The organism is Emticicia fontis (assembly GCF_054779675.1).
In genome coordinates this window covers 118749-143079 of the sequence record NZ_BAAGXU010000066.1, presented here as the reverse complement: position 1 = coordinate 143079, position 24331 = coordinate 118749, and the positions used below count along the sequence as shown (strand labels likewise).

The following is a 24331-nucleotide window of genomic DNA, read 5'->3' as shown; positions in this document are numbered from 1 at the left end:
GCCGGGATTTTTGTTTTATGTAAATAATAAACTTGTTACTTAGTCAGCTTCTCAGCGTCATAAATAAATATTAAATCTTCTCTGTTTTCCAAAGCAAGACATCTCCGTCGTACCTATCCGTGCTAATGGGTATACAGAATGCGTAAAAACCCCTAATGGATTGCGTAATTTTACGCTATGAGTGTTAGGAAATTCCCTATAGATTTGTGCAATCAATTATAGTCATGAAACAAAACGAGCTGACATCTTCATAAAAGAAGCCAGCCCACCCTATGAACTCAAAACAATTTATAAGCTAATGACTATAACTTAGTACCTTTGAAGGCCTCTTTATAAGTACCTTCTTTGTACTGCTCGAAAGATTCTTTTTTGTAATTATCGCCACCAATAAAGGTGATAACCTGATGGAATGCTTTCGCATCAAGATAACCAGGTAAAGGCTGAATCATATTATATTGAGTATCCAGGAATACGGTTGTCGGATAACTCAATTTACCCTGAAGCAAGGCGATGGCTGCCTGGTTTGTATTACTCTTCTCATCAAACGCATACTTCACGCCACCCACTACTATTTCCTGACGCGACTCTGCGTCCAACTTTACCATATAGTAGTTTTTATTCAGGTAATCAATCACATCAGGGTTGGTGTAAGTTTCTCTATCCATTACTTTACACCAACCACACCATGCCGTATAAACATCAATGATTGTTTTACGGGGTTCTTTCTGCGTGCGGTTATAGGCTTCCTGCAGACTTATCCATTGTATTTCTTTGCGTTGCTTGGGTGCATTAGCTTCCTGGGCAAATGTGGTATAAGTACCCGCAACGAATAGTATTAATAAGAGAATATTTTTCATAAGCGATATTTTTTAATCAAAAATAGCAATTTATGTACCAAGCTCAATATCAGAAATGATATTTTACTGAGAAAAATACGCCAGCTGTTGCTAAACGAACTTTTCCATAACCTACCTTGCCTAAAGGCGCTTTATAGAATGGTTCAACCTGAAAAGTTAAACGTCTGAAAAGTTGACGTTCGTATCCGGCAGATAGATTCAATACACTAAATGGATATGCTCCGGTTTTACCTTCCCAACTCGTGCGCTTTATATTCGGGTCATAAGGGTTTTCATAGTTATAACGATATTCTTCCTTCAACATTATATAACTGGTAAATCCGGCACTCACAAACCAGCGGCCTCTGTATTTTTGCGATATATCATATCTTAGATTCAGCGGAATATCGAGCATTTTACAGGTGGCATCAATGTCTTTCAAAGGCGATGGCATCGTCCAGTATTTATTCCATTCATACTGGCTTGGTAGTGCGCCATAATACTTTAACGAACGGATAACGCCCGTTTGAATGCTTAAACGATTATTAAAACGATATTCCAATAGAGCTGCCCAGTTATTACCTACTTTAAATATATTGTTTGATGGAATAAAACTGAAATCCGGTGATAAGGCCAAACGGATGCTAAGCCCTTTTTTAAATACTTGATTGCTATTGCCGGTATACCGAACAAAACGTATGTCTTGATAATGAACATCTGGCAGTTTTAAATTCACATCAAACATAGGTTGTTTGGCCGCCAATATATGTATTGGTGCCCATTGCATTTTTTCAACTGTACTTGCAGAATCTACTGCTAACACTTGACTTTGAGTCGCAATCTTCAAATCTCCGTCTGATACTTTTGTCGGAATTGTTTCATCTGTTTTAGATGGCGAAATCTTATTATTAATAGTTTTGCTATCTTTTAATAGCGCATTCCGCTTATTGTTTTTAACTATATTACTTGATTTATCCGCCTTATTTTCAACTACATCAGGCGTTTGAGACTTTGCTTCTGTTCTTTCCTTAATAATTAACTGATTGGTGCCATCCTCAGGAGCCAAGCCGTCAGAAGATTTCTTATCAATTTTATTATTATTCGCTTTTTTATTTGAAGACTTGACCTTTGTATTTTGCCCACTTTCAACAGGAATCTTTTCTGTTTGAGTAGCTGATTTTGTATCTTTAGTTATATAAGCTTTATCCTGCTGACTTTGCTTGGTTTTGTCCGCAATCGTCTTTTTTGATTTACCAGCTATATTATCAGTAGATTTTAATGCCTCACTTGTCCTTTTGTTATTTTCAGCAATAGAAGGATTATCTATTTTATCTGTCTGAACTTTATCATTTGAATTAGTAGCTTCTTTGGCGTTTTCTTGATTCTCTGTATCTACTTTATCTGTTGCTACATCTTTTTCTCCGACTTTATCTGTTTGCTTCACCGAATTTTCTTTAGCTTTTGCTTTCGTTCCTGTTACTGTTTCCGATGGTTTTCTTACCAGAAAATAAGTGCCCGTAATCAACAGTAACAACACAATCATTGCAGGTAAAATCCACTTTGTCAGTGGATTACCTCCTTTGCCCGGGCTTGACGGAGGCGTAGTAGCCGCATCAAGCTTTTGACTCATTTTGTTCCATGCCTCAGGGTCAAAGCCGATGCTTGACTTTTCAGCAGATTCTCTGAAAAGGTCATCAAACTCATCATCTGATAAATCATGTATATTTTTGCTCATTTTATATAAACGGCTTCTAATTAAGAAAGCCTGTTAATTTTTGTTGTCAGTCAATGCACTATCAATTTTTACAATCATTTTCCTGAGTGCTTCTCGTGCGCGTGATAAATTTGATTTTGATGTTCCTACGGTAATCTGTAGTTGTTGCGCTATCTCTTCATGCGAAAACCCATCAATTACAAACAGATTGAATACCATTCTATAACCCGACGGTAATCGTTGTACAAGCTCCAGTAATTCATCATGATTCAGTTGACTCAAAGCATTACTTTCAGTGGAGGAAATGTCGTATGCTTCATCGAGATTTTCGTGGAAATAGTGTTTCTGTTGACTCCGATAATAATCTAACGCTGTGTTGACGATAATTCTTCTAAACCATGCTTTAAAAGGATAGGAAGAGTGCCTTCCGGTGGCATCATATTGGTCTCCTTTGGTGAACACTTTCAGAAAACTGTCGTTCACAATTTCTAACGCTTCTTCACGATTCTGGTTATAACGTAAACAAACCCCCATTGCAAAGCCATAGAATAACCTATAAAGCCTTTCCTGGCTTTTTCGGTCACCCCTTACACTTGCAATAAGTAATTCTTCTGGACTATCAGGCAAATGATTTACCATATCTGGTTTGAATACGAAAAAAACTAAGCGGTGGTTGCGTTCTACTGATAAATAATACCCAACGTTACTAAAAAAAGCGACAAAAAGCAATACATATGAGACCACAAAGGCGCTTTGTCGTTGAGAGCAACAATTTTTTCAGAAGCAAAAGTTTCACTACATTTGAAAGAGACTATACGTTTTTATCAGACCATGGACTACTACTTAAGCCTCATGCTACGTGCTGTAGCCGTTTACTTGTTTATGATTCTGGCTATCAGGCTCTTTGGCAAAAGAGAATTGGCGCAGCTATCTGTTATTGACCTAGTTTTTATTTTATTGATTAGCAATGCCGTGCAGAATGCTATGGTAGGCCCTGATAATTCATTGGTAGGTGGGCTAACCGCCGCAGGCGGCTTATTCATAGCCAATTTTATTCTGAAAAAACTGATTGGCCGATACGATTCTATCGGCAGGCTGATACAAGGGCAGCCTGTGATGCTTATTTATAAGGGGGCTGTGCAGGAAAAAAATGTAAAAATGGCGGGTTTTTCTCAAGCCGAACTGGAAGCCGCTATCAGAGAACATGGCATCGAACGGATTGAAGACGTTGATCTGGCAATGCTGGAAGTAGATGGCAATATAAGTGTATTAACCGATGATTTTAAAATAAAATCACGCCGTAAACGCATTCATAAAACCTTGCAGAACCCCAATGCAACTACATAAACATGGTCTGAATTTCTTCTTTAAGAAATTTCAGCGCATCAGTAGTAGGTTGTTTGTTTTCTGTAATTACGCGCTCAAACACTTTCTTTGATAAATCAATGGCTGGGGCATCAGTCCTTAAATCTCCGGCAGAGGTATTGACTAAGGTTACAACATCATTCATCGCCTGACGGATTTTCTCCCAAGCCTCATGCGAAAGATAAACCTGTTGTGAAAGATTATGATTAAATTCTTCTCTGATTTCTCTTAATAATAATTGCTGAAAATCAAGCACGTGCAAGCCATTATTGCCTAATCTTACTAATAGATTATTTGGCGTAATACGTTCTAAAAAAAGTGTCATGCGCTCATACGCCTGTAAACGTAGAGGTGTAACCAATTCTGTATTTTTTTGCTTTATTTCTAGTTGTTTTTGCTCAAACTGTTTTTGTAGAAAAGCCTGAACAGTCAGATACATACCATATATAACTGCTGCTGCGGGGATAAGAATCTTCAATAATTCGGTCACTAAGGCCATTGTGTTATTGCTTTCGGGGTTTTGTTATGCAAAATTATACATTAGTCTATTAGCTAATGTAATGAATGTGTGATTATTTTTGTTGATGCTACTGGAATAACGTAACCGAAAAGATGATAGTATTTACCGAAATAGCAAAAGAAGAAATAAGTAAAACACTCAATTCTCCACAAATTCCGGAAGAATATGCACTGCGGGTAGGGATTAAAGGAGGCGCTTGTTCGGCTAATTATCTCTTAGGCCTCGATAAAGCCACAGAACAGGATGAAATATACGAAATAGAAGGCGTAAAGGTAGTGATAGACCGCAAACACCTGATGTACCTGATTGGCGTAAGGATAGACTACACACAAACCGAAGCCGGAATGGGCTTTGTAATTCTGAAAGACTGATTGCTTTTGGCATGGTTTTCGTTAAAAATTTCCCGAGAATAAATAGGTGAACATGGATTTGAAGTTATTTAAGAAACATCTCTTCCTTATTCTCTCCATAGTATTTACAATCACTGCTGCCCTGAATTTCTTTATTTTTGAGAAAGATGCACCTCGTGCATCGCAGGAGCACTATGTAAATGCTATCAGAGCAAGGATAAGAACTGAAATCGTACAATCTAAAGATGAACTTTTCAGCATAGGAACACAGTATCAGAAAGCTACTGAAAGCACTTTTCTGAACTTTGAGGCTGTCACAGTTTATCCTTATTACATATTTATGAACGGCCAGTTGCTCTATTGGTCCGACCACCGTTTTGTGCCTACCTATCAGGAACTAGCCGGAACCGCAGAAACCAAACTACTAAGCAACGATAATAGTAAATATGTAGTTAATACTATCAGATTCGGTAGTAAGGGTGGGAGTGTGGAGGTGTTTTCATTGATTAACCTTTATCGTAAGTTTCATAATGAAAACGATTATCTGCACAATGGCTACAACCACAAGATATTCTCAACCGAGCCACAGAATGTATCAAACCAACCAAGTAAACTGCCATTTCTGAATATTACAGATGATAAGGGGCATTTTCTTTTCTCAGTAGTTCCGCCACAAGTTGAAAAGCTTACTAACTCCAATATTCCAAGTAATACGCTTTTCTTATTGGCCATCAGCATTTTTTTGTTGGGTATTTATATTGCCCAATGGATTGCCAATCTGATAAAAATACACCAGTTTGGCCGAGCGTTCGCCTTATTGTCGGCTTATCTGATTTTTATTCGTCTCATGATGCTATCAAATAGCATCCCTTTTATTGTCTATGAGTCGAATCTCTTCAATCCCAAGTTTTTAACCATCAATGCCCTCGCGCCATCACTTGGCGATATGTTGCTCAATGCCGTTGTGATATTCTTATTAGTCGGTTATCTGGTTACGTATTTCTATCGTTCTAATACTTATTACAAACTTTTCAACACACCTAAAGTATTACAGTATATTATTTCAATAGGCTTGGTGACCACTTCCATCACTATTACAAGCCTGTTTTTCAGAAACTTGTGTAATGTTTATGAGAAGTCGCAGTTTACTTTAGACCTTGCACTGAGCATCTCGTTTTCGTCGTTAAAAATAGCTGCTTTACTGTTTTACGTGATTCTGTCTATCATCTTTTTCTTATTGAATCACCTGCTTTGCAGCCTTTTTTTAAGATTGAATAAGGACTTCAAGATGGCCATCATCATGTGGATGATTGGCGTATTGATAGGGCTTTTAGTAATCAGCATTATTGATCAGTTCCGGTGGGTATACCTCATAGTAGGCCTTTATTTCTTGTTGGTATATGCCAATAAATTCCCACGTTTCTTTTATAATTTCAAGTATAAAACAACCATTTACTTTTTTACTGGTGCTTTTGTTTTTGCATTCATCGCTATGTTTGTCATTTTTCATGAAGAACAGAAAAAAGACTTTTACGATAAACTGAAATTCGGACAAAAATATCTGGCTGAAAATGATGTATTAGGAGAAGGCTTATTGGCAAGGGTAGTACAAACAGTGCAAACAGATACGGCCATCAGTGAAGCTTTGAACAGAGCAACGTTGGCACGTGAGCAAACACAGCAGATTGTTAAAAGCAGACATCTGGATTTATATTTCGACCGATACGATACGGATGTATTGGCTTTTGATAAGAATGGCAAATCATTAGATTTATCAGAAGGAGCTAATAATCTGGCTTATTATGAAGGGAACTTCCATAAGCCTGAATATAAAACCAGTAACCCGAATATATTTTTTATAGACGATATTGGTAATAATTTCATCAAGCAATATGTGGCTTTTATTCCTGTCAGCAGAAATGGAACGCTGATAGGAAATGTGGTGCTTGAATTGAAATTGAGAGATGAGTTTGCTGAAAGCGTATATCCAGAACTGCTTATGGATAAAAAATTTGCGCAAACCCCCGAAACCAGAAATTATAGCTACGCGATTTATAATGAAAAAAATCAACTGATTTTTAATTCGGGCAATTACAATTATATGCGTAAACTGCCTGTTTCGGTATTGAATAGTAAAGAAATATACGAGAAAGGGGTTGAGCTGAATGATTATAACCATATAGGCAAAATCGGGCAGAACGGGCGTAAAATTGTTATTTCTTCTAAATACCAGATCTGGCAGAGTGTTTTCCCGAATTTCTCATTCCTGTTTTTACTTTCAGTACTTTGCATTGTATTTGTAATGCTATTATATACCCTGAAATACAGCTTTAGAAATATGAATGTGAATTTTTCGACCAAAATTCAGTTATATCTCAATGCTGCCTTTCTGGTGCCATTGGTTTTGGTTGTGATTATCACTTTGAGTGTCATCAACTCAACCTTTGTGAGCAATCAGGAAAAAGCCTATCTCGATAATACCAAGAACATTACTTCTACTGTACAACTTCAATTGGAGAATTTTACTCAGAAACGCATGAGTAGAGCCTTTCTGGAGCAGGAAATCAACGATCTGGCACATGATACAAAACTGGATATTAACCTCTATAATTTAGACGGAAAACTGAACCTGACTACCCGACCTCTGGTCTACGAATACGGTTTGATTTCTAGTTTCATTAACCCGATAGCGTATAGACGAATTATTGAAGAAAAAGAGAATGAAGCCTTATTAACTGAAACCCTGGGTAGCCTGACTTATAAAACAGCGTATATGATGATTAAAGGGCAGGATAGTAAGCCTTTAGGGGTGATTGGTATCCCGTTTTTTGATGCCAAACCAGTATTAGATCGTCAGGTAACTGAAGTAGTAGCTTCTATTCTGAATATCTTTACGTGGCTATTCCTCATCTTATTAATTATCTCCTATTTCGCCTCTAATGTTCTGACGAATCCGCTAAGAATCGTAGCCCAGAAGCTGAAAAAAACCAATCTGGATAAGTTGCATGAGCGATTGGAATGGAATTCGGATGATGAAATCGGGCTTTTGATGCGGGAATATAACAAGATGTTGAAAAAACTCGAAGAGAGCAAGGTTGCGCTTTCACTGAGTGAAAAACAAACGGCCTGGCGCGAAATGGCTAAGCAGGTGGCGCACGAAATTAAAAATCCGCTGACACCGATGAAATTATCTATTCAGCAATTGCAACGGACGCTGGTTGTCGATAATCCGAAAGCCAAAGAGCGCATTGGCAGAGCCTTAAATTCTTTGACCGAGCAGATTGATAATATCAGTGAGATTGCTAACTCGTTTTCAGAGTTTGCCAAAATGCCTGTCCCCCGCAATGAAACGTTTGATTTAGTGCCACTGATTCAGAAATCGGCTGATTTATATGCCGAAGATGAGAAGATTGCGCTTAATCCTTATATCAAAGAGAAAGAGGCATGGGTGGTCGGCGACCGCCAGTTTATGAGCCGGGTTGTTACTAACCTGATTATCAATGGCATCCAGTCGGTACCAGTTGGCAAAAGACCTATCATCAATCTGCGTTTATATAAAAGTGAAGACGACAAGGTAATTATTGAAATACAGGATAATGGGTCGGGTATACCCGAAAATCATCGTCAGAAGGTATTCTTGCCTAACTTTACTACAAAAATCGGAGGTTCTGGTCTGGGTTTAGCGATGGCACGCCGGGGAGTAGAACACGCCGGAGGAAATATCTGGTTTGAAACCGAAGATGGCCGTGGAACAACATTTTTTATTGACTTACCTTTAGCCTCAGTAAAATAAGGGTTTATCTGAACTGACTCCTCCACCAGTAGACAAGGCGGACAATCATTGCCCGCCAACCTGATTTCTTGACACCTTTTTTGTTTTTAGGTGTGGCTATTACATAATTATTTCTCATTTCCTGATTTATCTAGATTCTTGTCTTCTCCTGATACAAAATTAAAGCGTGTTTGAGAAAGAGAGAAATCAGAATATAGGAATGGTAGCGCTTGATTTATTTTCGGTAAAAGCCAATTTATCTACTGAAACATCTATGTTTAAAAAATTTACTGTCTAAGCTACTGCCCTGACATTGTTTTTCTGAGTTAAACTAACCATCGGCAAAGAAAGGCAATATAGTTTTGAGCGTATGTTTATTCTCCTCAAAAACCAGAATATTCTTTACAAATAAAGAAATCGACTTATCAGGTATTATACTCTCAAATACCATAAGGTTTAAGCTTTAATATAGAAACAACAGACAAATTAGGCCATATTGGTGTATTTAAGAAAAAGACAGAAGAGTTTATCAAATGAATTATTAGATTTGGTCAGATAAAAGAGCAAAATATGAAAAAAATCGGGCTAGTTGGTGGTATTAGTTGGGTTTCTACTATTGATTATTATCGATATATCAACGAAGGCATTAATCAGAAATTAGGTGGATTCAATTTTGCTGAATGTATTATTTATTCATTGAATTTTGACGATTTTCAAAGAAACAATACACTCGGTTATTGGGATAGTACCTATCAACTGATTTTTGAAGCTTGTCAGCATTTACAGAAGGCAGGAGCAGAAGCAATTGTTTTATGCGCTAATACAGCTCATGCTATCGCCGACAGATTAGAAAAAAGTATTGATCTGCCCATTATTCATATCGTAAGCGCAACTGCTAAAGAGATAAACGCGCAAGGACTCAAGAAAGTAGGAGTGTTGGGTACAAAATTTACGATGGAAATGGATTTTTACCTGAAAAAACTCAGTGAATATACTATTGATGCCTTCGTGCCTGAATCTCAGGAAGTAAGAGACTATATTCAGCAAACGCTGAAAGAAGAGTTAGGGAAAGGACTCATCAGGCAAGAAACAAAAGAGGCCTATCTTTCAATTATTGAAGATTTGATTAGCAAGGGTGCCGAGGGCATTATTTTCGGATGTACTGAAATCCCATTATTGCTTAGCCAGAAAGATGTATCTGTTCCTGTGTTTGATACCACTTTGATTCATGCCAACGCAGCCGTTGAATTTTCTTTAATGAGTTGAAACGGTTTGTCAGGAATAAGCACTAAGGTAGCTTTTAAAGATATTATGGATTTTGCTGGATAAACCAATCTGAATCCCGTCTACTTCGCAGAAAAGTGTGTTCCCTTTTTCTTGTATATGCTTGATATTATTCCAGGGAATCAACAAAAAAGGATGCCCGAACCGAAACATTGGACTTACCGATAAATACAAACCTGCTTCTGAAAGTGAGACATTCAGTACGCCGTAATAATTAAACTTTCCGATTTTTCCTGAGATACCAATATAGTTGATTTCATTCTGTGAATAAGTGGCTTCATAGGTATCTTTTAGTGTGCTCCATCCGCTTAAGTGCGCAATAAATCTGAGGAGTGTTAGCCAAAACGCTACTACTATAAAGACTCCCGTCAATATCAAGAAAAATAAACTCATTCCTTTTAATTATAGGTGTATTCCTAACTGTCTTGCAGACTAATATAGGTCAATTTTTTTTTAGCGCGCGCGCAGATTTTTTTTTGGCAGGTTTCAATTGATAGGCGGCGGAACCTGATTGATATCTGGCGAGAAAGGGTAACTGATTTGAGATGCCCTGAAATTGGTTGTTTTTTTGTTAAAAAAGTTTTTATATATATTGAAGAAGTTTTTCAGGACGAAGCGCTTTCGCACTCGTTTTTAACCTCATAGAATCTTGAAAATAAAGAAATCATATAAAGTCTTTTACACTTCGAAAATCTATCAAATTTTCTTCTTTTGGCTTTTGAGTTTATCGCTCTTAGCGCAGGAAATGGGTACGGGTATTGTGGAACATTTTGATAATACCAATGGTCTGCCCCAGAATACAGTCGTGGCTATAATGGAAGATTCAAGAGGATTCCTATGGTTTGGATCACACGACGGCTTGCTTCGCTATGATGGCTATCAATTTAAAGCTTTCCGACCCGACCCCGATAGGCCAAAAAACTCATTGTCGCACTCGCGTATCTATAATATGTACCAGACCCAGAACAAATTGTGGATAGCCACAGGGAATGGTCTGTCAGAAATGAATCTGAATGATGAAAGTTTTCATAATTATCTTACGGGTCTTCGGGCGAGGTCTATTTATCATGATGGCAAAGATATTTTCTGGATGGCGACCAATCAGGGTATATATTCGTTTAATTTAAAGACTAAAACCCATAAAAAACTGACTTCAGGGAATATCTTTGATTTAGTTTTAAATAACGCTTTTACTAAGGTTTTCTACTCAACTACTGAAGGTTTTTTTGAATACGATATTGCCTCTGGTAAAATAACCAAACGGACCTATAAAAATTTTAATGAAAATGTATCTTTTGGTTTACTGAAATCGGGAAACATTACCTGGGTAAATGTAGATAACTTGGGTATAGTTGGTTTAGATGAAAACTGGAATGAAACAAAAATAGTTAATTTTAAGAAGTTTTTCCCAGACCTCAAAGAAGTGAGTGTTAACGGCATCAATGAGGATAAGCAGGGAAATATCTGGATAAGTACATTAATAGGACTTTTTAAGTATAATCCGGTTAATGATACCTTACTTTTACTACCCTCTGATGATAGTAAACCTAATCTCATTCATGGCTCACCTCTTTTTACATCCTTTCAGGATCATACAGGAGTAGTCTGGGTAGGCAGTAACAACTCTGGTATCAGCAAAATAAACCTTAGCAACATTAAGTTTAAGACCATCAATATGGATAATGGGCTGAACAATAAGTTTATCCTTACGTTTTATGAAGCCGGAGATTATTTAATGATAGGCACAGATGGTGGAGGATTGAATTTGTGGAACCGAAAGACTAATAAATTTGAGTATATCTTAAGTAAAAATATTCAGCAGAATCGTATTTTTTCTATTATAGAATTCAAATCTGGTATTTTTTGGTTGGCAACTTCAGATAATATAGTTGAGTTGAATCTTGAAAAAAAACGTATTTATCCGCTATCTACCGAGCATAATGAATTGACAAAACTATTTGTTAATCAATTTATTAAAAAAATCCTGCGGGCATCTGACGGAAGTATATGGTTAGGCACACAGACTGGTGTGGTAAAATATAATCCCACAACCCATCAAACGCAGACTTTTAATGAAACTGAAAACGAATCAGAATTAGTAAATACGCTATGCGAAGACCGAAAAGGCAATATCTGGATAGGGGGGCGAATAAACCTTCTGAAATACGACTCACAAACCAAGAAAATGAGTATTATTAATATGCAGTGTATCAACCGTAATATTGATTTAGACGATATAGGTTCAATTTTTCAGGATGATGATAAACACCTCTGGATTACGAGTTATACACAAGGTCTGGCATATTTAGATATCTCTACTAATCGGTTTATATCTTATAATGTAAGCGAGGGTCTGGCCAATAATACGGCCTATTTCTCGCTACCAAATGGAGATGATATATGGATAAGTACCAATTTCGGTTTGTCGAAATTCAGTAAAAAAAGAAAAACCTTCACCAATTATGATGTGAGCGACGGCTTGCAAAATAATGAGTTTAACGGAGGAGCAGCCATTAAATTATCAACTGGCGAACTGGCATTCGGGGGGGTAAATGGGTTTAATATTTTTAATCCGGACAAAATACCTACCAATACACATAAACCACAAGTGGCTATTACAGAAGTAAAAGTGATGAACCAGCCTTTTGCTTTTGACCATACCAAACCTATTGAAATCAGCTACCTGAATAATTTCATTTCGTTTGACTTTGCAGCGCTCGATTTTATTTCTCCTAAAAAGAATCAATATGCTTATCAATTATCTGGTATTGACCATGATTGGGTACAGAGTGGTAACCGACATTTTGTGAGTTATTCTCAATTGCCCATTGGTGACTATATATTCAGCGTAAAAGCAGCCAATTCGGATGGTGTGTGGAATGATAAGCCTTTAGAGGTAAAAGTGCGGGTAACCGCACCATTCTGGAAGCATAGCTGGTTTGGCTATCTATTATTAGGCATTGCTATTGCCGGAATCATCCTGTTTTTTACTATCAGACTGAATAAGGTAAAAAGGGAAGAAACAGAAAAAACGCAACTGAACCGGAAAATTGCCGAATTAGAAATGCGTGCTTTACGGGCGCAGATGAACCCACACTTTCTGTTCAATTGCCTGAATTCTATCAATAGTTTTATTCTTTATAACGAAAATCAGGAGGCATCAAGATATTTATCTAAGTTTTCCAAGCTCATTCGACAGATATTGGATAATACCGATAAACCTTATGTGCCGATTGAAAAAAATGTCAGTTTCTTAAAACTCTATGTAGAGCTGGAGCAATTACGTTTTGGCGAAAGAAGATTTGATTTTATCATAAAGGTGGATGACAATATCAATATCCATGAAATATTGTTCCCAACGATGATTGTACAGCCACACATTGAAAATGGAATATGGCATGGCTTAATGCAGAAAACCGACGGAGTCGGAAAAATAATAGTGAATTATTCGTTAAACGAAGAAGATAATACGGTTTCATGCTCAATTGAAGATAATGGTGTAGGGCGGGCTAAATCAAGGGAACTGAACCAGTTAAGCGCCAACCGTCGGGACTCTAAAGGTACTAAAAACGTGCTGGAAACCATTGAAACACTTAACAAACAATACAATACAAACTTAGGAAAGGTAATTACGGAAGATTTGTATGACGAAGAAAAAAGGCCACTCGGTACTAAAGTGACAATTACAATACCTATATTGGAGGAAAAAGAATAAAGCATGGAGTTTTTCGACATTAATCATATATTTTTTGAGCTTTGGGGAGTCAAAATGAGTCATTTGGAGTTTTATGCTACCCTTACGGGCCTAATAGCAGTAATTCTTTCAGCTCAGGAAAATGTATGGAGTTGGATTGTAGGTCTGGTGAACGTGGTATTGGCTTTTATCATGTTCTTTCAGATTCAGCTATATCCTGATATGTTTTTGCAGGTATTCTTTTTTATCACCAATCTGATTGGTTTCTGGCAATGGAAATACCCGAAAGAACAAGAGGCCAATAAAAAGAATGAGTTAAAAATAAGCCAGCTATCTTTGCAGCAGTTTGGTGTGCTCACCTTGATTGGATTAACAGGAACAGCTTTGTTGGGTACTTTTGCTAAAAATCTACATGAATGGCTGCCCGTGGTTTTCAGTCTGCCGAGTGCCTTCCCTTATATGGATTCTTTCACCACAGTCATGAGTATTTTTGCTACCTTCCTGCTTATCCGCAAGAAAGTAGAAGCCTGGTGGGTGTGGTTAGGCGTAGACATTATCAGTACCTATATGTACTATATCAAAGAAGTCAAGCTATACTCTTTGCTTTATGCGGTGTTCTGTGTAATTGCCCTATTTGGCGCTATGAATTGGACTAAGGAATATAAGAAAACGGTATAGAGCTTAATACGATTAAACCCTATACCATAGAGTTTAGAAATTTTTGATACTACCCCCCGGATTTAAGTTGCTCGGAACTTTTGCCGGAATACTTTTATCAAAATTGGTATCGGTAAGCGCATTGATAAACGCAATAAGTCGTTGTTGGTTATTGCGAATCCTTACCTGTCTTATTTTGGGGTCAACCTGCCTGATATTTACCTGCGGATTCTGGCTGTTTCCCCCCGCAATATTTCCGTAAAACTGTAATATCTGGTTAAGGTTCTGAAAAACGCCATTGTGCATAAAAGGGGCTGTTAAAGTAACATTACGCAGACTCGCCGTTCTGAAAGAGTAATTGCCATTTGCTCCGGCATCAGTACCTGCTATTCTGGCATTATCAGGCACCGACAATATATGTAACTGATAATCTGAAAACATAGGGCCTGAATGGCAATTCACACAGCCAACATCTGTAAAAGCCTGCATTCCCTCAATCTGAAGAGTGGTCATGGCTGTTTTATCTCCTTTCTGATAGCGGTCGTAAGGAGAATTATTCGCTACCAGCGTGCGTTCAAAATCTGCAATAGCTTTGCCGATATTTGCAGCATTAATAGTTTGCTCGCTTCCAAACGCATTTTTGAATAGCAAACGGTATTCGGCAATATTTTTTAATCGGTTTACAATGCTATCTAAAGACAACACTTCTGTATAGGCATGCCCTCTCATTTCTTCAAGGGTCATTATAGGCTGCAAAGACTGAGTCTCAAGACTATGTGTACGTGAATCCCAGAACATAGGAGCCGTTTCTTGATTGACAGTACCATCTGCACTCATGCCATTAAAAACGGTATTGAGTACCGTCATAGAATTTCGCTTAATTAAAGGAAGGGTATTAGGAGACAGGAAATGACGATTGGTACCATAACCAATGGCGTTAGTTCCGATTGAAAGGTCTAATCCATCAGTATACGCATTATTGGGATGATGACAGGTAGCACAGGCAACATCTTTATTGCCAGATAAAATCGGATCCCAGAATAGCATTTTTCCTAAGGTAACTCTTTCGGTCTTTAGTGCATTGTTGGAAGGGATAATAACAGTAGGTGTTTTTGTTTCGGTGGTGGTTAAATTCCCATTAAGAAGATTGTCTTCTTTTTGACAAGCCATAACAATTGCAGCGCAGAAAAATGCACCTGCAACCCAAAACTGAGTCCTTTTTTTCATAGATGATAAATTTTATAAGTAGCAAATAACAAATGGAGAAATTGATTTGCATAAAATTTTATCCAAAGATGCTAATAGGTTTTAAATGAGAATGATAATAATGATTAGTTAGTACGATTGCTTTGTGCAATAAAAGGGGATTGTTGTAATAACTTAATTGTTCAGGGACTTATTGTTAGTGGATTAAATATAATTTTATTGATAGGAAATTGTACTTAATTTGAAGAAATAAAATTGTAAAATGAAATAAGTAGTGAACTATATAGAATATAGGTAAGCCTATTGAACCAAAAAGAAGGAGGAGCTTTTCGACCCCTCCCTTGCTATAGATAATTGATTATTTCAATCGCTCTTCAAACAATTTTAAAATTCGCTTATATTCATCCATCCAGGAAGTTGGTTCTACGAAACCGTGGTCTTCCATCGGGTAGCTTGCCATTTCCCAGTTTTCTTTCTTCAATTCTATCAGTCGTTGCACCAATCGGTAAGAGTCTTGTATATGCACATTTACATCAACCATTCCATGGCAAATCAACAAATGCCCTTTCAAACCTGCGGCATGATAAATAGGAGAGCTTTTACGATAAGCCAGGCTGTCTGTTTGCGGTTCATTGAGTATATTAGCTGTATACCCATGATTATAGGCCGCCCAATCAGTCACTGGTCTTAAGGCTGCTCCTGCGGCAAATACATCAGGTGTGGTAAACATGGCCATCAGCGTAATGAAACCACCATAAGAACCACCGTAAATACCGATTTTCTTAGGATCAATGCCATATTTATCCACCAACAATTTAGCACCATCTACATTATCTGTCAAATCTTTACCACCCATAAAACGATAGATGCCCGTACGTACATCACGGCCATAGCCCGAACTCGCACGGTAGTCAATATCTAAAACAGTATAACCTTTATCAACCAATAAGTTATGGAACATATACTCACGGAAATACTGGCTCCACCATTTATGTACATTTTGCAAATAACCCGCCCCATGTACAAAGACAACTGCCTTTTTGTTCTTTAGTTTTTTAGCAGGCTCATAAATACGGGCATAAATATCAACCCCATCACGCGCTTTGAAAGTGATAATTTGCGGCTCTTTCCAGGCATAAGCTTTAAATTCATCAGTCAATGAATTAGTCAATTGCTCGGCCGTCGCCACAGGTTTATTATCTTGCACAAACAATTCCCAAGGCTTATTCATATAAGAATAACGCAAAGCAATTGTCGATTCATCAGGTGAAAGCGTAGCATCATTACCCCCAACCATGCTGGTAATTTTTGTTCTTTCTCCTCCGGTTACAGCCATTTTATAAAAATGCGTTTCACCCGGATGCACTTCATTGGTGCTCAGATAAAACCATTGTTTATCTTTCGATAATTGCGCCTGTTGTATTTCAAACTTGCCAGAGGTCAATTGTTTTTTCTCACCTGTAAGCACATTTACTGTATAAAGATGTGAATAACCATCAGCTTCTGATTGGAAATAAAGTGTTTGCTCATCAATCCAGCCGATATTCCCTGCACTCAGCGTAAAGCCCATACCAGGCCCACCAATCCATGCTTCATCATGCTGGCGGTCTAATAATTTCAGTTTTCCGGTGGCAGGATCCAAGAGCATAATCCAACGGTCTTTATTATCGAACGAGCGTATGACAACTACTGCATTTGAACCATTTTCAGACCAGTTAGGCGCAGTAATAATCAGTTTGCGGCTAGCAGGTTTTTTCTTGGTAGTATCAGCTTGTTTCTGATAATCTTTCAAAAACTCAGGTTGTTGCGTAAGTCCCACTAAATCTTTAGTACTAATCTGATAAACTGTATCTTTCTTGGTATCATACACATAGCTTTCATAGCTGCTCATCGGGCTACCCACTTTAGTACGTGCAGGTAAATCTTCCGTAAAACCAGATTCAGTTACATAGCTTGGTACGATTGCATTTTTAGCTCCGGTAGCAGGGCTTGAGAGGCGATAAGTAATATAACGCATATCGGGGCTCACCATCGGAACTTCCAGATTTTTTCCTTCCAGATATATTTCTTTTGGACGTTTGGCCTGATCGGCTTTGGTATTTTTTTCAGCTTCTTCTTTCTTGTCTTTGCGCTCTTTTAATATCTCAAACATCGCCAATTGGTCTGCTTTCAGCCATTTTTCTTCATCATTCAATTTAGCGTCTGCTTTTTTGCTGCCGACTACAAAATTTGATACTTGCGAGATAAGTCCATCTGCCAGACTCAAGCTATATAAATTGCCGCCTTTTGAAAAAATAACCTTGGTTTCATCACCATTGAAGTATGGGTTTGCCTCACGTTCAATAGTATTAGTCAACTGTTTAATTTTCAAGGTTTTGCAATAGAGCAGATATAATTCTCCTTGCTTTTCATAGACTTTCAATGAATTGTCTCTGTTATAGGTACCTGTTTGCGCAGGTAATCCACGTCGTTCTTTGGGAGTGACCTTGATTGGCGTTTTATTGGGTAAAACAATTTTATACAAAGAATCACCTTTGTTTTTGTCAGGATTCCACGAGAAATAAATAGTTTTGGAATCTTCTGACCAGAAAATATTGCTGGGTGCTGTCCCAATCCATTTATAGGGTTCCTGCATAATTTTCTCGACAGTCAATTGTGCCTGAGTGACGACAGCGCATAGTAAAAGGGTAAGTAGAATGAAGTGTTTTTTCATGTGATTCAGGGAGTAATTAGTTTTGACAAAAATAGAAACTGTTTGAGTTAAATTTTTAGAATCAAAATGAATTATTTTTTGCAAAGACGAGATGCCAAAACCGGAGTTTAGCAGAGCTAAATGAGGATTTTGGAAGCGAAGGATTTGCGAAAAAGAATCATTTTGAACAAAATAAGATTAACTCAAACAGTTTCTCTCCTATTTTATTAAGTTTGCTAATCTGATTTATTTATGATTAATTAGCTATTATCTAAAAAACTTCTCGATTATCCTTTCAAGCTTGAATATTACCCCGCTTTGGCATAATAATTGGCTTATGTGTCGAATAAGCGTAAAATATCAACAAAACATTGAAAGGAATTTCAGACTTTTACGTTTATTATAAAAAATTTAAATGATATACCTTTAGGGGCTTGAATATATGCAGTTTCTCTTTCCGTCTTTCTTGTGGGGTTTATTGGCTGTTTCGGTGCCAATCATTATTCATCTATTCAACTTTCGTCGTACCAAAAAGGTATTTTTTACGAATGTTGCCTTTCTGAAAGCGGTCGAAACAGAGACAAGCTCGTTTAGACGTATCAAACAATGGCTTATTCTGGCCGCTCGTATTCTATTTCTTCTATTTTTGGCTTTGGCTTTTGCTCAACCTTTTCTGCCAGCCAAAAATGCCGGCACTAATCGTTCATCGGGTTTGGGGGTGAGTAGTCTTTATCTGGATAACTCTCTGAGTATGCAGAATACAACTGAAAACAAGCGTTATTTAGATTTGGCCGTTACCAAAATTGACGAACTCCTGACATTATTCAGCCAATCGCCTAATGTACAATTAGTAACCAACGATTTTTCAGGCGAAGACCAGGCTGTAACCAATGCCACTAAAGTAAAAGACAGATTAACATCCATAGGATTATCTCCCAACCCACGTACATTTGAGAATGTCTACAAACGTCAGCGGAGTTTAGCTCAAAAACATAATGCGACTGCGAATAACCAGTTTTTCTGGTTCTCTGATTTTCAGAAAAGCACTGCCGGAGATATGAAGCAATTGAAGATAGATTCATTAGATAAACTCTTTTTAGTACCCGTACAAGGTAAAGCTTCACAAAATGTCTTTGTAGATTCGGTTTGGTTGGCCTCTCCTTTTATCAGAGAAATGCAGAATAACGTATTGTATGTAAAGGTATTCAACTCAGGCGATAATGAAGTAGAAAAACTTCCGGTAAAGTTATTTATTGATAATGCACAGGCCTCAACGGCATCGGTAGATATTGCACCGAATAGCTCGGCAACGGCTACATTTAATTTCACGGTAAAAGATAAAGGTTTTCATAAAGGCAAAGTCTCTTTTGATGACCAACCCGTTACATTTGATAACGATTATTATTTTGTGCTGGATGCTTCGCCTGTTATTCAGGTATTACACCTTTATCAGCAACGCAGCGCCGCCGATTATATAGGAAAAGTATTTGATAACGATAGTCTTTTTGCTTACCAATCGTATAGTGCCAATAATGTGGATGTGGGGCAATTTAAAAACGCCAACCTGATTGTATTGGAAGGCATAGAGCAAATCAATGGTACATTCAGAGCGAGTCTGGAAGAGTTTATTCGTCAGGGGGGTAGTTTATTGCTTTTCCCGCCATCAAATCCTGATGTAGAAGATTATGGGCAGTTTTTAGGTGGATTTGGTATTCAGAGCGTTTCTGTAATTCGTCAACCAGCTTTGCCGCAAAGTCAGTTACCCATTGCTGAGCCTAATCGTCAGAATCCATTTTATGCCGATGTATTTGAGCGGACAACTTTGCAAGGCGTAGCCAATACGCCACTCATGCAGCCCGTATGGAATTGGTCAGGAGTAGGAGAGAAGATTCTGACCTTTAAGAATCTGCAAAATTTCATTACAGCTACTAATACAACCCAAGGCAAGATTTACTTATGTGCCTCACCCATAGAAAGAACCTATGGTAATTTTGCCGAACACGCCTTTTTTGTGCCCACGATGTTTAAAATAGCATCAATGAGTGTAAGACAGGAAAGAGCAGCTTATAATTTCAGTGAGGGTAGTATTACGATCGATATACCAAATGTGAAGAAAAATGCGACCTATAAGTTGAAAAGTGTGGTATCAGAAGCTAATAAAAACAATATAGAAATTATCCCGATTCAACGAATCAGCGGGAATCAACTGACTTTAGAACTGCCAAAAGCAACTCAACTAAGTGATAACCAGATATTAGAATCTGGCTATTATGAATTACAGTTAGATGGCAAAACAGAAAAATTATTAGCATTAAACCACGATAATGAAGAGTCAAAAATGGAGTTTTATACACCAGCTGAATTAAAAAGCTTCTTCGCCGGACAAAAGAACGTAACTATTTTCGATAATCTTTTAGATGGTGATTTCGTAAAGACCTTTCAGGAAAGCAATATTGGTACACCATTGTGGAAATACTGTGTGATATTAGCTTTGCTATTCTTAGCGGTTGAGATATTATTGATTCGGTTTATGAAGGGGTAAGAGATGTTGCATATTATATAAAGACCCTTTTGAGCACTGGCTCAAAAGGGTCTTTATTTTCGTAGAGACGTATTGCAATACGTCTCCGCGGGACTATAAATATCAGAAATTTATCTTTTGGTTTTATCTCCTAAAATTGCATTTTTGGGATTGCATAGGCCAATGAGACGTATTGCAATACGTCTCTACAATTTTGGCTTATTTTACTCTATTAAATATAAACAAATCAGCAAATACCCACTTGCCATTTTCTTGCTTGCCACGTTGAATTACTAATACATCTGCGCCACGTTTTTCGTAGATGATACGGATAGAGCCATCTTGTTTTTCAAACAATGCCCAGTCTTTTTTCGCTTCGATAAAGCTATAACGGTCTGATACTTCTTTGTCTTCTACGCCAATTAAACCTGGTTTGAAGTGTTTTACTAATACGATGGGGCCTTTGTCGGTTTGCTCAAAAATAAGCATTTCATACATGGTTACTTTATCGTCTTTCATCATGCGCATAAAGCCAGTCAGGTTGTCTCCGGCAGGTTTTGCCCAGAAAGCTTCAATCGGGCCGCCATTAAATGTGCCTTGCCAATGTCCGTGCATAAAAGCTACATCGTTCAGATTAGCTTTAGATTGCGCTAGAGTATTTTTGCTGAATAACAGGCAAGCGAAAAGTAAAGAGAGGAGGGAGAAAGTACGTGTTGAGTTTTTCATAGAAATTAAGGATTAATAATAAGTATAGTTGAAAAGAATGTGCACAAAAATAGGGCTTATACATGAATATACAAGGTTCATATATAAGCCCTTTATTTAAACATTACTATTATCTTAAACTCTGGTTCAAAGCCTCCAAAGCATCGACTCCAGGGCAGAGAATGTTTTCTTTCAATTCGTTCAAAGGTGTTTCGCAAGTGCCTAAAACCTCATGTAAACTTTGCGTAGTTGGCTCAATATAGATCAATCCGGTCAGAATTTCTCCTTTGGTTTTGGCATTTTGAAGTGCAACCATGGTAGATAATTTATCTTCCGGATTCCAACCCTGATTCAGTTTCTGTAGGTTCAGAATAGACCCATCGTGAAGCGCTACTTCTTTACCTTCTCCTTCTTCATATGAAGTGGTAATTTCTTCCATAGTTGGTACAAAATCTATGGTTGAGGTAGCTTCTACGTGTTCACGTACATAATCGTAAGATTTAGTAGAACCTGTATTATTATTGAAAGTAACACAAGGAGAAATCACATCAATCAAGGCAAAGCCCGGGTGAGACATGGCAGCTTTAATTAATGGAATCAACTGGGCTTTATCGCCTGAGAAACTGCGGGCCACAAAAGTTGCGCCTAATTCTAAGCCTAAACCCACTAAATCAATGGCATTGAACATATTGGTTGAACCCGCCTTGCTGATTGAACCTGTATCTGCGGTAGCTGAATCTTGTCCTTTAGTTAATCCATAGCAACCATTATTCATTACAATATAGGTCATATTCAGGTTACGACGGATAGCATGTACAAACTGCCCCATACCAATAGAAGCTGAGTCTCCATCGCCTGATACACCGAAGTAAACCAAATCGCGGTTGGCCAGATAAGCTCCGGTGGCTACTGATGGCATACGTCCATGAACTGAATTAAATCCATGCGAATTGCCTAAGAAATAAGCAGGGGTTTTCGATGAACAACCAATACCTGATAGCTTGGCTATCCGATGCGGCTCAATGGCTAACTCAAAACAAGCCTGAATGATAGCTCCGCTGATAGAGTCATGACCACAGCCTGCACAAAGGGTTGAAAGTGCGCCTTCGTAATCTTTCTTTGTATAGTTTATCTTGTTTTTCGGTAAATTAGGATGCCGAAAGGTTGGACGTATATATGTCATGAGTTCAGGTTTTACAAGTGTTTAGAAATTTCATTCACGATTTTATCTGCCGTAATCGGCATTCCATCATAGTTGAGGACACGAATCAATTTTTTAGGATTGATTTCCAGCTCGTTAATCAATAACGAACGCATCTGTGCATCACGGTTCTGCTCAATCACATATACCACTTCATGGTCTTCTATAAACTGAGCCACTTCTTCATTAAACGGAAAAGCCTTGATACGCATAGCATCCATCACTACTTCCTGCTCGCGCAGTAGATCTATCGCTTCTTCTGATGAATATAAAGAAGTACCAAAGAAAATGACCCCAATCGGACTCATATTTTTCTCCTGATAGAAATGAGGTTTCGGTACTATCGTTTTCGCTGTCTCCCATTTCTTCACCAGACGCTCCATATTTCTTATGTATACAGCACTGTCTTCTGTATAAACTGCATATTCATCGCGTGAAGTACCTCGGGTAAAATATGAACCTTTAGTAGGGTGTGTGCCCGGATAAGTTCTGTATGGAATACCATCGCCATCTACATCAAGGTATCTCCCGAAACGACCCATGTTTTCAAGGTCTTCAGCGGTTAGCACTTTCCCTCTATCATATTGTCTTTCTTTATTCCATTCAAATGGCTCACTCATATGGTCGTTCATCCCTAAATCAAGGTCTGTTAAAACAATGATGGGTGTTTGCAGACGTTCGGCTAAATCAAAAGCATCGGCTGTTAGTTCAAAGCACTCTTTCGGATTACTTGGGAATAACAATACGTGTTTGGTATCACCATGTGAAGCATAAGCCGAAATCGTAATATCTGATTGTTGTGTACGCGTAGGCATTCCTGTTGATGGCCCTGTGCGTTGTACATCTATCAATACTGCTGGTACCTCTGCAAAATAACCTAAACCTAAAAACTCGTTCATCAAAGAAACCCCGGGCCCACTGGTAGCGGTAAAAGACCTTGCTCCATTCCAGTTAGCGCCAATCACCATACCAATGGCGGCTAGTTCATCTTCTGCCTGTACAATGGCGTAGTTCTTTTTACCTGTTACCTTATCTGTTCTGAATTTCTTGGCATATTTTTCAAATTTCTCTACAACTGATGTTGATGGGGTAATCGGATACCAGGCGGCTACGGTTGCTCCGGCAAACACAGCCCCTAATCCACAAGCTCCATTGCCATCAATCATGATTCGGTTGCCTACTTTATCTCGTCTTTGGACACGAATATCTAGAGGATAACTAAAATTCTCCTGTACATATTTCTCACCTAATTGAAGCGCCTTAACGTTGGCAGGGATTAGCTTCTCTTTTCCTTTAAACTGTTCGGCTAATAATTGCTCCAATACCCCAAATTCAATATCTAATAAAGCTGCTAATGCACCTACATAAATGATGTTTTTGAACAATTGTCTCTGGCGAGGGTCTGAATACTGTTCCAGACAAATGCCCATGAGCGGAATACCCAAATAATTAATATCGTCTCTGATATATTCTTTATGAAGAGGTTTGGTGCTATCGTACATGAAGTATCCGCCCGGGCGAACACTCTGTACATCTTTCAGCATACTTTGCGGATTGACCGATACCATCAAATCAATCCCCTCGCGGCGGCCTAAATAACCTTTTTCGCTGATGCGCACTTCGTACCAGGTAGGTAGGCCTTGAATATTAGAAGGAAATATATTTTTAGGTGTAACAGGAATCCCCATGCGGAAGATTGCTTTGGCAAACATCCCATTGGCACTGGCCGAGCCTGTACCGTTGACGTTGGCAAAGCGTACTACAAAATCATTAATAAGTGCTGACATTTTGAGCCGAATCGACGGGTATTACAT

17 protein-coding genes are annotated in these 24331 nt (G+C 38.1%); 7 read left to right on the top strand and 10 right to left on the bottom strand.

Annotated features, from left to right (window positions below; all coding sequences use genetic code 11):
* Positions 1-302: 302 nt before the first annotated feature.
* From ACYVFA_RS26120 to ACYVFA_RS26110, 3 genes are read right to left on the bottom strand one after another with little or no spacing between them, the layout of a single operon-like run.
* Entirely contained in the window at positions 303-857 is a 555-nt protein-coding gene (locus ACYVFA_RS26120) for a thioredoxin family protein (protein WP_460474811.1), read from the bottom strand.
* 49 nt (positions 858-906) lie between these two features.
* On the bottom strand, positions 907-2571 hold the full coding sequence (locus ACYVFA_RS26115) for a hypothetical protein (RefSeq protein WP_460474810.1): 1665 nt from the start codon (positions 2569-2571) through the stop codon (positions 907-909).
* A 33-nt stretch (positions 2572-2604) separates the two neighbouring features.
* Positions 2605-3189: an RNA polymerase sigma factor gene (locus ACYVFA_RS26110; RefSeq protein ID WP_460474809.1), complete on the bottom strand. Its 585-nt coding sequence runs from the start codon at positions 3187-3189 to the stop codon at positions 2605-2607.
* 192 nt (positions 3190-3381) lie between these two features.
* Here ACYVFA_RS26110 and ACYVFA_RS26105 point away from each other — a divergent pair, with 192 nt between their 5' ends.
* Positions 3382-3897 carry a DUF421 domain-containing protein gene (locus tag ACYVFA_RS26105; RefSeq protein WP_460474808.1) on the top strand — a complete coding sequence of 172 codons (516 nt, stop codon included), beginning with the start codon at positions 3382-3384 and terminating at the stop codon, positions 3895-3897.
* On the opposite strand, the gene ACYVFA_RS26100 is transcribed toward ACYVFA_RS26105, so the two are convergent.
* Complete coding sequence (locus ACYVFA_RS26100) at positions 3890-4414, bottom strand: DUF7935 family protein (protein ID WP_460474807.1); 525 nt, start codon at positions 4412-4414, stop codon at positions 3890-3892. The two genes, ACYVFA_RS26105 and ACYVFA_RS26100, sit on opposite strands and share 8 nt — an antisense overlap.
* Positions 4415-4527: 113 nt before the next feature.
* On the opposite strand from ACYVFA_RS26100, the gene ACYVFA_RS26095 reads away from it, so the two are divergent.
* The 3 genes from ACYVFA_RS26095 to ACYVFA_RS26085 all read left to right on the top strand — a co-directional run bounded on the left by ACYVFA_RS26095 (position 4528) and on the right by ACYVFA_RS26085 (position 9823).
* Positions 4528-4806 (top strand): HesB/IscA family protein, encoded by a 279-nt coding sequence (locus ACYVFA_RS26095; RefSeq protein WP_460474806.1) that lies wholly within the window; start codon positions 4528-4530, stop codon positions 4804-4806.
* 52 nt (positions 4807-4858) lie between these two features.
* Complete coding sequence (locus ACYVFA_RS26090; protein WP_460474805.1) at positions 4859-8578, top strand: ATP-binding protein; 3720 nt, start codon at positions 4859-4861, stop codon at positions 8576-8578.
* A 549-nt stretch (positions 8579-9127) separates the two neighbouring features.
* A complete protein-coding gene (locus tag ACYVFA_RS26085) occupies positions 9128-9823 on the top strand; it encodes an aspartate/glutamate racemase family protein (protein ID WP_460474804.1) in 696 nt (231 codons plus the stop codon).
* 9 nt (positions 9824-9832) lie between these two features.
* Here the strand turns inward: ACYVFA_RS26085 and ACYVFA_RS26080 are convergent, their stop codons facing one another.
* Positions 9833-10234 (bottom strand): hypothetical protein, encoded by a 402-nt coding sequence (locus ACYVFA_RS26080; protein ID WP_460474803.1) that lies wholly within the window; start codon positions 10232-10234, stop codon positions 9833-9835.
* A 325-nt stretch (positions 10235-10559) separates the two neighbouring features.
* Between ACYVFA_RS26080 and ACYVFA_RS26075 the strand changes: the two genes are divergently transcribed.
* Both ACYVFA_RS26075 and pnuC read left to right on the top strand, forming a co-directional pair.
* A complete protein-coding gene (locus ACYVFA_RS26075) occupies positions 10560-13556 on the top strand; it encodes a ligand-binding sensor domain-containing protein (RefSeq protein WP_460474802.1) in 2997 nt (998 codons plus the stop codon).
* A gap of 3 nt (positions 13557-13559) precedes the next feature.
* Positions 13560-14213: a nicotinamide mononucleotide transporter family protein gene (gene pnuC, locus ACYVFA_RS26070; RefSeq protein ID WP_460474801.1), complete on the top strand. Its 654-nt coding sequence runs from the start codon at positions 13560-13562 to the stop codon at positions 14211-14213.
* A 33-nt stretch (positions 14214-14246) separates the two neighbouring features.
* Here the strand turns inward: pnuC and ACYVFA_RS26065 are convergent, their stop codons facing one another.
* Positions 14247-15419 (bottom strand): cytochrome-c peroxidase, encoded by a 1173-nt coding sequence (locus tag ACYVFA_RS26065; protein ID WP_460474800.1) that lies wholly within the window; start codon positions 15417-15419, stop codon positions 14247-14249.
* A gap of 337 nt (positions 15420-15756) precedes the next feature.
* The gene (locus tag ACYVFA_RS26060) at positions 15757-18111 is read right to left on the bottom strand and encodes a S9 family peptidase (RefSeq protein ID WP_460474799.1); all 2355 of its coding nucleotides are present in this window, start codon (positions 18109-18111) and stop codon (positions 15757-15759) included.
* Positions 18112-18532: 421 nt separating this feature from the next.
* Between ACYVFA_RS26060 and ACYVFA_RS26055 the strand changes: the two genes are divergently transcribed.
* Complete coding sequence (locus ACYVFA_RS26055) at positions 18533-20632, top strand: BatA domain-containing protein (RefSeq protein WP_460474798.1); 2100 nt, start codon at positions 18533-18535, stop codon at positions 20630-20632.
* Positions 20633-20830: 198 nt separating this feature from the next.
* Here ACYVFA_RS26055 and ACYVFA_RS26050 read toward each other — a convergent pair whose 3' ends face one another.
* The 3 genes from ACYVFA_RS26050 to ACYVFA_RS26040 form a co-directional block, all read right to left on the bottom strand.
* Entirely contained in the window at positions 20831-21337 is a 507-nt protein-coding gene (locus tag ACYVFA_RS26050; protein WP_460474797.1) for a DUF6265 family protein, read from the bottom strand.
* A gap of 109 nt (positions 21338-21446) precedes the next feature.
* Positions 21447-22499, bottom strand: a complete 1053-nt coding sequence (locus ACYVFA_RS26045) for a 2-oxoacid:ferredoxin oxidoreductase subunit beta (protein WP_460474796.1) — start codon at positions 22497-22499, stop codon at positions 21447-21449.
* 11 nt (positions 22500-22510) lie between these two features.
* The gene (locus ACYVFA_RS26040; RefSeq protein ID WP_460474795.1) at positions 22511-24304 is read right to left on the bottom strand and encodes a 2-oxoacid:acceptor oxidoreductase subunit alpha; all 1794 of its coding nucleotides are present in this window, start codon (positions 24302-24304) and stop codon (positions 22511-22513) included.
* Positions 24305-24331 lie beyond the last annotated feature (27 nt).